The sequence below is a fragment of the Saccharopolyspora cebuensis genome (assembly GCF_039542665.1).
Lineage (GTDB): Bacteria > Actinomycetota > Actinomycetes > Mycobacteriales > Pseudonocardiaceae > Saccharopolyspora > Saccharopolyspora cebuensis.
In genome coordinates, this window is the sequence record NZ_BAABII010000002.1 from 277,746 (window position 1) to 287,253 (window position 9,508).

At 73.8% G+C, this 9,508-nt stretch carries 11 protein-coding genes; 7 read left to right on the forward strand and 4 right to left on the reverse strand.

Annotated features, from left to right (window positions below):
* Window positions 1-33 precede the first annotated feature (33 nt).
* Window positions 34-867 carry a RecB family exonuclease gene (locus ABD976_RS02605; RefSeq protein WP_345356423.1) on the forward strand — a complete coding sequence of 278 codons (834 nt, stop codon included), beginning with the start codon at window positions 34-36 and terminating at the stop codon, window positions 865-867.
* Between the two features lie 35 nt (window positions 868-902).
* The gene (locus ABD976_RS02610) at window positions 903-1,349 is read left to right on the forward strand and encodes a hypothetical protein (RefSeq protein WP_345356426.1); all 447 of its coding nucleotides are present in this window, start codon (window positions 903-905) and stop codon (window positions 1,347-1,349) included.
* Window positions 1,350-1,360: 11 nt separating this feature from the next.
* Here ABD976_RS02610 and ABD976_RS02615 read toward each other — a convergent pair whose 3' ends face one another.
* Window positions 1,361-2,584, reverse strand: coding sequence for an Rv3212 family protein (locus ABD976_RS02615; RefSeq protein WP_345356429.1), 1,224 nt, complete (start codon window positions 2,582-2,584; stop codon window positions 1,361-1,363).
* 39 nt (window positions 2,585-2,623) lie between these two features.
* Complete coding sequence (locus ABD976_RS02620; protein WP_345356504.1) at window positions 2,624-4,228, reverse strand: DEAD/DEAH box helicase; 1,605 nt, start codon at window positions 4,226-4,228, stop codon at window positions 2,624-2,626.
* A 459-nt stretch (window positions 4,229-4,687) separates the two neighbouring features.
* Between ABD976_RS02620 and ABD976_RS02625 the strand changes: the two genes are divergently transcribed.
* The gene (locus ABD976_RS02625) at window positions 4,688-5,365 is read left to right on the forward strand and encodes a ferritin-like fold-containing protein (protein ID WP_345356432.1); all 678 of its coding nucleotides are present in this window, start codon (window positions 4,688-4,690) and stop codon (window positions 5,363-5,365) included.
* Window positions 5,366-5,436: 71 nt separating this feature from the next.
* Window positions 5,437-5,661, forward strand: coding sequence for a DUF3107 domain-containing protein (locus ABD976_RS02630; protein ID WP_345356435.1), 225 nt, complete (start codon window positions 5,437-5,439; stop codon window positions 5,659-5,661).
* A 45-nt stretch (window positions 5,662-5,706) separates the two neighbouring features.
* Here ABD976_RS02630 and ABD976_RS02635 read toward each other — a convergent pair whose 3' ends face one another.
* A complete protein-coding gene (locus tag ABD976_RS02635; RefSeq protein WP_345356438.1) occupies window positions 5,707-6,012 on the reverse strand; it encodes a DUF4873 domain-containing protein in 306 nt (101 codons plus the stop codon).
* A 27-nt stretch (window positions 6,013-6,039) separates the two neighbouring features.
* Window positions 6,040-6,780: a TetR/AcrR family transcriptional regulator gene (locus ABD976_RS02640; RefSeq protein WP_345356441.1), complete on the reverse strand. Its 741-nt coding sequence runs from the start codon at window positions 6,778-6,780 to the stop codon at window positions 6,040-6,042.
* A gap of 87 nt (window positions 6,781-6,867) precedes the next feature.
* On the opposite strand from ABD976_RS02640, the gene ABD976_RS02645 reads away from it, so the two are divergent.
* From ABD976_RS02645 to ABD976_RS02655, 3 genes are all read left to right on the forward strand, one after another.
* Window positions 6,868-7,767, forward strand: coding sequence for an AurF N-oxygenase family protein (locus tag ABD976_RS02645; protein ID WP_345356444.1), 900 nt, complete (start codon window positions 6,868-6,870; stop codon window positions 7,765-7,767).
* A complete protein-coding gene (locus ABD976_RS02650; protein ID WP_345356447.1) occupies window positions 7,764-8,675 on the forward strand; it encodes an alpha/beta fold hydrolase in 912 nt (303 codons plus the stop codon). The genes ABD976_RS02645 and ABD976_RS02650 overlap by 4 nt, the downstream gene beginning before the upstream one ends.
* A gap of 248 nt (window positions 8,676-8,923) precedes the next feature.
* Complete coding sequence (locus tag ABD976_RS02655) at window positions 8,924-9,391, forward strand: Imm1 family immunity protein (protein WP_345356450.1); 468 nt, start codon at window positions 8,924-8,926, stop codon at window positions 9,389-9,391.
* Window positions 9,392-9,508 lie beyond the last annotated feature (117 nt).

The window sequence follows — 9,508 nt, forward strand, 5'->3', positions numbered from 1 at the left end:
GGTGCGTGCCGCTCCGTGCGTACTGTGGTGGGCGTGCAAGGTCAGCTGAGCCTGGAGGGCGTTCCGGCCGAACTGGTGCGGGTGACCCCGGCGCGGCTCGCGAACTGGGCGAAGTGCCCCCGGAAGTACCGGATGACCTACGTCGACCGGCCGACGCCGAGCCGGGGCGGCGCCTGGGCGAACAGCACGCTCGGCGCCGTCGTGCACAACGCCCTGCGCGCCCACTTCGGCCTCCGCCCCGCGCGGCGGAGCCCGGAGCGCGCGGCCGCGCTGGTCCGCGAGCACTGGAAGGGCGACGGGTTCGCCGATGCCGCCCAGGCCGCCGAGTACCTGCGGCGGGCGCAGGGGTGGGTCCGCGACTACGTCGCGGCGCTGGACCCGGAGTTCGAGCCGGTCGCCGTGGAGCGCTGGGTCTCCGCCCCGCTGGGCACCATCATCGCCGAGGGGCGGATCGACCGGCTCGACGACCGGGGCGGCGAACTCGTCGTGGTGGACTACAAGACCGGGCGGCACGGGTTGCGCGTCGACGACGCCCGCGATTCCCTCGCCCTCGGGCTCTACGCGCTGGCCGCCGGAGCCCGGCTCCGCCGCCCGTGCCGGCGGGTGGAGCTGCACCACCTGCCGACCGGAGGGGTCGCGGCGTGGGACCATGCGGACGAGTCGCTGGCGGCGATCCGGGCCCGCGCGGAGGAACTCGCGGGCGAGTTCCAGGACGCGGTGGCGGCGCTGGACGCCGGTGGCGACCCCGAGCGGCTGTTCCCGCCCCGCACCGGGCGGCACTGCTCGTGGTGCGAATTCCGGGCGCACTGCCCGGAGGGCCGGGAGGCCGCCCCCGACCTCCCGCCGTGGGGCCTGCTGGGGGACTGACATGCGATCGACGGGACCGGCGGAAAGAAGGTCCGATGCCGCCCAGGCAGCACCGAGCACGTACCAGCGAAGCGCAGGCGGGCCCGCGCGGCGCGCACCGGGCGCCGCCGCGGCGCCGCGTGCCGGAGCAGCAGAGCAGGTCGCGCCGCGCGCCCGACCCGGAGCCGATCCGGCCGCAGCCCGCCGCTGCGCCGCGCCGGTCGACGACCCGGTCCGGGCGGCTGCTGCGCGGGTTGAGCGGATCGCTGGCCCTGGGTTCGCTGCTGCTCGCGCTGGCGCTGATCGGCGTGCAGATCTGGGCGGTCCAGCAGGGTTACCGGGGGCCGGGCGCGGCGTCGGTGGTGTCGCAGTCGCTGGTCGCCCTGGTGGCGCTGTTCGCCCAGTCGATCGCCGACCGCCGCCGGGACCGCGTCGGCGCGCTGTTCGCGGCCGGCGCCCTCGTCCTGGTGCTCGGCTCGCTGTGGTTCTGGTGGTGGTGGTGACCGCGCCGGGGTCAGCGCGGGCGCAGCGCGACCAGGGTGTCCCCGCGCTGCTCCAGGAGCACCTGCCCGACCGGGCTCAGCCGCACCGGTCCGCGGTGATCCCCGCGGTCGACCGGTAGGAAGCCCTGCCGGGCCCCGTTGACCGGGTCCAGCACCAGCAGGCCGCCGGGCACCGGGACCAGCCGGTGCCCGCCGTGGTCGACGCCCGGGCCGAGGGCGTCCGGGGCGGTCCACACCGGCATCAGGTTCAGCGGGTCCAGCGCGACGGTGTCGACGCCGGTGTGCCAGAACAGGCGGGAGCGCTCGCCGTCGCCGGTGTCGACCCGCTCGACGGTGACGTTGCCGGAGGTGTCGGGCTCGCCGAAGCGCACCGGGAAGCTGCCGGTGACGATGCCGCCGAAGTTGTAGACCACGACCTCGCCCCGGTCCCGCTCCGCGACCGCGACCCGGGTCTCGGTGACCGCGACGACCGAGGCGTGCTCGCCGCCCAAGGCCCGGGTGAGCAGCACCTCGGGTTCCTCGTCGTCCTCCGGCTTGGCCTCCAGGACGGTGATCCGGTCGCCCGGCTCGCGCGGGCACTCCTCGACCACCGCGACCCGGGACTCGCCCGCCGCGACCGAGGAGTAGCTGCACTCGGGGCGTTCGATGTTGTTGTCCGGGTTCTTCAGCGCGGGCGGGATGCCGTACTGCTGGGTGCGGACCAGGTCGGAGCGCCAGGTCTCGACGCTCTCGGTGCCGGTCGCGGTGACGTAGGTGCCGTCGCCGAGCAGCCGGGTGCCGAACTCGGCGTCGGAGTTGCGCTGCGGCCCGCGCTCGCCGGTGGCGCCCCGCAGCGAGGTGACCTCGCTGCAGTTGTGGGACTTGCGGTGCACCGCCAGCGCCCGGTCCCACTCCGCGCCGATCGTGCACAGCGGCAGGTCGCGGGCGTAGCGCCAGCGCACCTCGCCGGTCAGCGGGTCGTGCCCGAGCACCTCGCCGCCCCGCCCGGTCACGACGGCCGAGTCGGTCACCACCGGCTGCGGGGTGACCGGGCTCGGCGCCCGCCACGCCTCCTGGAGGGCGGCGGGCACGTCGGTGGCCGCCGGGAGTTCGGGCAGCGGCTCGGCCGCGGTGTCGGAGACGGTGGCCCGGGCGTCGCTGCGCAACCACAGCGTCGCCCCGCCGGCCACCACGAGCACCACGAGCACGACCGCAGTGACGAGGTCGGACCTCCTGCGTCGTTCCGGCCGGACCACGCCCACTCCCCGTTCAGCTCGCCGTGCGCCCCGACAAGCCTACGCGGCGCCGTCCTCCGCACCGCTGCGACGGGCGGTCGCGTCGCCGGGCGCCCCGGAGGCGCCCTCGCCGGAACCCCGCCTGCGACGGCGCCTGCGGCGCGGACGTCCCTCGCCGTCCTGGGCGGAGGCGGCGGACTCCGACGCCTGGGCGGAGCCGGCGTCCACGCCGCCGCGGGTGCGCCTGCGGCGGGCGCGTCCGGCGGGCCGGTTCTCCGTGCCGCCCTCGCGGGTGGTCTCGGCCTCGCCCGACTTCTTCTGCTCACCGCCACCACCGCGGCTGCGGCGGCGCTTGCGGGCCGGGCGCCGGGTCTCGTCGTCCGGGTCCGCCTCGGCGTCCAGCCCGGCGCGGGTGCGCTGGGACAGCGGCAGCCGCCCGGTGGCGTCGGCCGGGATCTCCAGGTCGGCGAACAGGTGCGCCGAGGTCGAGTAGGTCTCCACCGGTTCCGGCTTGTCCAGGCCGAGGGCGTCGCTGATCAGCTTCCAGCGCGGTTCCTCGTCCCAGTCGACCAGGGTGATCGCCACGCCCTCGCGCCCGGCCCGGCCGGTCCGGCCGATGCGGTGCACGTAGGTCTTCTCGTCGTCCGGGCACTGCAGGTTGATCACGTGCGTGACCCCGGCGACGTCGATGCCGCGCGCGGCGACGTCGGTGGCGACCAGGGTGTCGACCTTGCCGGAGCGGAACGCGCGCAGCGCCTTCTCCCGGGCGCCCTGGCCGAGGTCGCCGTGCACCGCACCGGCCGCGAAGCCGCGCTCGGTGAGGTCGTCGGCGAGCTTCTGCGCGGTGCGCTTGGTCCGGGTGAAGATCATCGCCAGGCCGCGGTCCTTGGCCTGGAGGGTGCGGGCGATGAGCTCGTTCTTGTCCATCGCGTGCGCCCGGTAGATGAACTGCCGGGTGCGCTCGTGCACCGCGCCCTCGTCGGCCTGCTCCGCCCGGATGTGGGTGGGCTGGGTCATGAAGGTGCGGGCCAGGGTCAGGATCGGCCCGGGCATGGTCGCCGAGAACAGCATCGTCTGGCGCTGCTCGGGGACCATCCGCAGGATGCGCTCGATGTCGGGCAGGAAGCCCAGGTCGAGCATCTCGTCCGCCTCGTCGAGCACCAGGCCGCGGACCTTGCCCAGCACCAGGTGGCGCTGCTCGGCGAGGTCCAGCAGCCGACCGGGGGTGCCGATGACCAGGTCGACGCCGCTCTGCAGGGCGCTGATCTGCTCCTCGTAGGGGCGTCCGCCGTAGACGGCGACGGTGCGGATGCCCAGGTGCTTGCCCGCCTCGGTGAGGTCGCGGGTGACCTGCAGGCACAGCTCGCGGGTCGGGACCACGACCAGCGCCTGCGGGGTGCCGTCGCCGGGGACGGTCAGCCGCTGCAGCAGCGGCACCCCGAAGCCCAGGGTCTTGCCGGTGCCGGTGCGGGCCTGGCCGATCAGGTCCTCGCCGCGCAGCGCCAGCGGCAGGGTCAGCTCCTGGATGGCGAAGGTGCGCTCGATGCCCGAGTCGTTCAGCGCCCGGACGATCTCCGGGTGGACGTCGAGCTCGGCGAAGGTGGGGCCGAGCGACGCGGTCGTCCCCTGTTCCGGGTCCGCCGCGTCGTCGGTTCGGGTGTCCAGGCCGTCCGGGGCCTGGCTGTTGGTGAACGTCAGGGTGATCGCCTCTCTCGTACCTGCGCGCAACGCGTCCCGCGGACGATGGCGTCGTGACGTCCCTCCGGCACGGCGGCCGCCGTCTCGCGGCCGCGGGCAGTGCTCAAGGTCACCGACGTGATGGTGCGCGCCTTTGTTCGCTCAGCGGATGCTCCGCTGCCGGTTCGTTCTCGGTCGGCGTCGGCGGTGCGCCGGACGTCGGCGGGCTTCCCGGACGCCGGTCGGGCCGGCCGGGACGCCGTGTGCCGCGTCCGCGTCGAGGTCGTTGCCACCCTCCTCCGGCCGCTCACCCAGGCCCGTCGAGGTCGGGAGCCGGCCGTCGGAGTGCAGCGCACCGCAGGACGCCGTATTTCCTCCGCCGCCGAGGATACCCGCTGGAGCGTGGTCGTTGCGGTGGGAGCGGTCACGACGGCTACCCTCGCCTGCATGAGTGAGGCGGACGGCGGCGCGACGGTGATCGACGAGCGGTACCAGGAGGGCGTCATCGACCTGCTCGCCGCGCTCGCCTACGGCGAGCTGTCGGCGTTCGACCGGCTGGCCGAGGACGCGCGCACCGCGCCCACCCTGACCGGGCACGCCGCGCTGGCCCGGATGGCCGCCGCCGAGATCGGCCACTTCCGCCTGCTGGAAGAGCACCTGGCGGCCAAGGGCGTGCAGGTCGAGGAGGTGATGCGGCCGTTCGAGTCGCCCTACGCCGAGTTCAACGCCTCCACCGCCCCGCACTCCTGGCTGGAGTCGCTGGTCAAGGCCTACGTCGGTGACGGGCTGGCCGCGGACTTCTACCGCGAGGTGGCCGAGTGGCTCGACGCCGAGACCCGGGAGCTGGTGCTCGCCGTGCTCGCCGACACCGGGCACGCCGCGTTCGCCGAACGCGAAATCCCGGCGGCCTGCGCCGAGGACCGCACCGTCCGGGACAAGCTGACCCTGTGGGGGCGGCGGCTGCTCGGCGAGGCGCTGACCCAGGCGCAGCGGGTGGTCGCCGAGCGCGACGCGCTGGCCGAGCTGATCATCCGGGGGTCCGGCGACCTGACGGGCATCGCGGCGATGTTCCGCCGGTTGCAGAACAACCACACCAAGCGGATGGACCGGCTCGGCCTGGGTTGACGCGCCCGCTGCGCGGCTCGGATAGCCTGATCGCACCAACCGGAAGCAACAGGTCGCAACGGAGGTTCGGCGTGGAGGTCAAGATCGGCGTCGCGGACAGCTCGCGGGAGCTCACCATGTCCAGCGGGCAGACCCCGGCCGAGGTGGAATCGCTGGTCGCCGACGCGCTGCGGGACGGTGGCGTGCTCGCCCTGACCGACGACAAGGGCCGGCGGTTCCTGGTGCCGTCCGCCAAGATCGCCTACATCGAGATCGGCGCGGTCGAGTCGCCGCGCGTCGGCTTCGGCGTCGGCTGAGCGGGGACCGGGTCTTCCGGGGGACCGCCCCGGAAGACCCGGTCATCAGCCCTCGACCGCGAAGCTCTCGACCCCGAACGGGGGCCTGCCGGTGCCGGTGATCCGCAACCGGCCCCACGGATCGGGATCGGAGAGCTTGCCGACCGCCTCGCCCTGCGGGGTGCGCAGCACGACCTCCTTCGCGCGCCCGTCGGCGATCTCCCGGACCTCCGGGTGCGCCGCGATCCGGCCGTACCAGTGGAAGCGGCCGTCGATCGGCTGGAAGTGCCCGCGCAGCACCACCTCGACCGCCACCTCGCGGTCCGCGCCGAGCAGCGTGGCCGCGCCCCGGTAGTCGTCGTCCTCGTCCATGTCGCTCCTCCTCGGTCGCGGGTGGGGTCAGCTCCCCGATTCCTCGGCGTCGTCCTCGACGAGGTGCAGCCCGCCGTCGAGCTCGATGAGCTCGTCGGGATCCAGCACGATGCCGCCGGAGCGCAGCAGGCCGTCGATGGCGTGCCAGATGATCTGCGCGAGGTAGCTGGTGAGGTCGCCCCGGCTCATCGACTGCCGCTCCAGCCACCAGTCGCCGCTGGACTGCACCAGCCCGACGACGCCGTGGCTCCACACCTCGACGCCGCCGGAGTCCAGCCCGAGCAGCCGCAGGTACTCGCCGAGCACCCGGGACAGCGAGTTGGCGATCACCGTCTTCTCCGCCGACACCGGGTCGTCGTGGACGGGCCGGTCGGCGAAGGTGCGCTGCACGACGAACCGGTACAGGTCGGGGTACTGCTCGATCAGGCCGAGGTAGCCGTCGATCAGCCGCCGGATGCGCTGGTTGGGGGTGCCGGAGTCGCGGAACAGGGGCCGCAGCCGCTGCATCAGCAGCTCGGTGCCCCACTCGCCGACGGCGACGTAGAGATCGCTCTTGTCGCTGAAGTGCCGGTAGAGCACGGGTTTGCTGACCCCGGCCTCGGCGGCGATCTCGTCCATCCCGACTTCGGCGCCGTGCTTGCCGATCGCGCGGACGGCGGCCTCGACGAACTCCGCGCGCCGGGCTTGGCGGTGCTCGCGCCAGCGCTCGCGCCGGGCGTCGGGCTTGTCCGCCGGTACGGCCTTGACAGGGCGGGAGGTGTGGCTCACGCTACCCAAGGTAACTGTTACTTGAGGTAACACGCAATCCGGAGATCCGGGCCGCCCGCACCGGAGACCATCGAGGTGATCACGCCGATGAGCAGGACCTTGCAGGTCGGAGACCGCGAGAAGACGGCCGACCGGCTGCTGAGATCGACGGCCCGCAACAGCTACGACCCCGACGTCGACCTGGACTGGGACGCGCCGCTGGAGGAGGGCAAGCCCTACATCCCGTTCCACCGCAGCTCGCTGTACGGCACCGCGATGTGGGACCGGCTCAGCGAGGACCAGCGCATCGAGCTCACCAAGCACGAGTTCGCCAGCATCGCCTCCAACGGCCTGTGGTTCGAGGTGCTGCTGATGCAGATGCTGCTCAAGGAGTTCTACGACTCCGACCCGCGCACCCAGCACGCCCAGTACGCGCTCACCGAGGTCGCCGACGAGTGCAGGCACTCCACGATGTTCGCCAAGGCGGTGAACAAGGTCGGCGCCCCCGCCTACGGTCCGCTGCCGCTGCTGCGCAACGGCGGGCGCATCCTGCCCACCACCCTCAAGGGGCCCTCGGCGTACGCGTCGATCCTGGTCGCCGAGGAGGTGCTGGACCGGTTCCAGCGCGACCAGATGAACGACGAGGACGTGCAGCCGCTGGTGCGCATGGTCAACCGGATCCACGTGCTCGAAGAGGCCCGGCACGTCACCTTCGCCCGCGAGGAGGTGGTGCGCCGGATGGCCGAGTGCGGCGCCGCCGAGCGCGCCTACCACCAGTACTGGACCGCGCTGGTCAGCTACGCCATCTGCTTCAGCCTGATCAACCCGCACGTCTACAAGGCGGTCGGGCTGCGCCCCCGGGACGCGCACCGGGCCGCCTGGTCGAACCCGCACTTCCAGAACACCCTGCACTGGGGCGGGGAGAAGATCATGGCGTTCCTGGACGAGGTCGGCCTGGTCGGCCGCCCCGGGATGCGCTGGTGGAAGAAAGCGTTCCTGATCCGATGACCGCGACGACGGAGCTCGGCGACCCGGAGGTGTTCACCACCGCCGACGGCACCCGGCTGCGGCTGGAGTTCGGCGGCTCGCCGGACGCACCGGTCACCGCGGTGTTCGTGCACGGCTGGACGCTGGCCCGGCAGACCTGGGACCGGGTGGCGGCCGGCCTGCCGCGGGCGGCGGGCGGACCGGTGCGGACGCTGCGCTACGACCTGCGCGGCCACGGCGGCAGCGAGGCCGCGGCGACCGGTGGTGCCACCATCCGGCAGTGCGCCGACGACCTCGCCGAACTGCTCGACCGGCGGATCACCGGTCCGGTGGTGCTCGCCGGGCACTCGATGGGCGGCATGACGATCATGGCGCTGGCCGAGCAGCGGCCGGACCTGTTCGAGGAGCGGATCGCCGGGGTCGCCCTGGTCGCGACCTCCTGCGGTGACCTGCGCGCCCCGGACCTCGGGCTGCCCGGGCCGGTCGCGGCCCTGGCCAACCGGGGCGAGCGGTGGGTCCGCGCCCGGTTGGCCAGGGCGGGCGGGCACCGGCTCAGCCCCCGGGCGGCGCCGCTGCGGCCGGGACTGCGCTGGCTGCTGTTCGGCAAGCGACCGCGGACCGAGGACGTGGTCGCCGCCGCGGAGTGGGTCGCCGGGTGCCACCCGGCGAACATGGCGGGGTACCGCGACTCGCTCGCCGAGCACGACCGGATCGCGGCGCTGGCGGTGCTCCGCCGGGTGCCGACGGTGGTCCTGGCCGGGCTCGCCGACCGGCTCACCCCGTACCGGCACGCCCGCCGGATCGCCGAGGCCCTGCCCGAGGCGCGGCTGCTGGTCTACGCGGGGGCGGGCCACATGGTGCCGCTGGAGCGCTCCGACGAGGTCACCGACCGGATCGCCGAACTCGTCACCGCCCACCGCCGAAGCTGAACCACCCGAACGGGTGCTGAGTGAGGGGCACCTTCCTCCGGCTATGTCGGATGAAGGTGCCCCTCACCTGGGCATGATTCACCCTTTCGGGTGGCTGTTGCAGTGGGTGTGGGGGCCGGTCCCCGGGTTCCTCGTGCTGGACAATCCCGGGAACCCCGCGCCGCCCGGCCGGGGCCGCTCGTCCCGCGATCCCGCTCGCCCCGCGATCGAGGGGCGGCACCGGTCGAGCTCGGAGGAGGAGCGGGGAGTTGACCGCGACGGGGACGGGGACCGTGGTGACGGTCGTGTTCCAGCACATCTACCGGTATGCGCGCACGCCGGGGGAGATCGGCGCGCTGGTCCACCGGATCGTCGAGGCGCCGCTCGATCCGGTGATCTACGTGCACGTGTGGGACCGGCCGTGCCTGTCGAACCGCGATCCGGGCGGCCCGGCGGCACCGCTGGTGCGCCTGCGGGTCGCCTCGTACCCGGAACTCGGGTGGGGCGCGCTGAACTGGGCGGACGCCCGCCCCGGAGCGGTGGACGGCGAGGTCGTCGACTCCTTCAACCCCGATGCCGACGAGCGCACGCCCCGGCTCCGGTTCGACGGCGAGGGCCTGTGGTTCCCGCGCGCGGCGTCGCTGCCGCTGGCCCGGGTCGGCGAGGCGGTCGAGGAGTACACCCGCACCGGGACCCGGCCCACCTCGGTCCAGTGGCGCCCCGGCCACTGGTGCTAACCCGCGAACTTCACCCGAAAGTGTGCTGAGTGAGGGGCACCCTTGTCCCAGTTACTTGGGCAAGGGTGCCGGTGGTTTCAATTGGTCGTTGCAACGTGGCCGGGTGTGGACAGTAGT

Excerpts from the sequence above, each read along its gene's own strand:
- ABD976_RS02610 (WP_345356426.1), top strand. The coding sequence starts at position 903 with ATGCCGCCCAGGCAGCACCGAGCACGTACCAGCGAAGCGCAGGCGGGC.
- ABD976_RS02625 (WP_345356432.1), top strand. The coding sequence starts at position 4,688 with ATGAGTGAGGCGGACGGCGGCGCGACGGTGATCGACGAGCGGTACCAG.
- ABD976_RS02635 (WP_345356438.1), bottom strand. The coding sequence starts at position 6,012 with ATGGACGAGGACGACGACTACCGGGGCGCGGCCACGCTGCTCGGCGCG.
- ABD976_RS02645 (WP_345356444.1), top strand. The coding sequence starts at position 6,868 with ATGAGCAGGACCTTGCAGGTCGGAGACCGCGAGAAGACGGCCGACCGG.
- ABD976_RS02650 (WP_345356447.1), top strand. The coding sequence starts at position 7,764 with ATGACCGCGACGACGGAGCTCGGCGACCCGGAGGTGTTCACCACCGCC.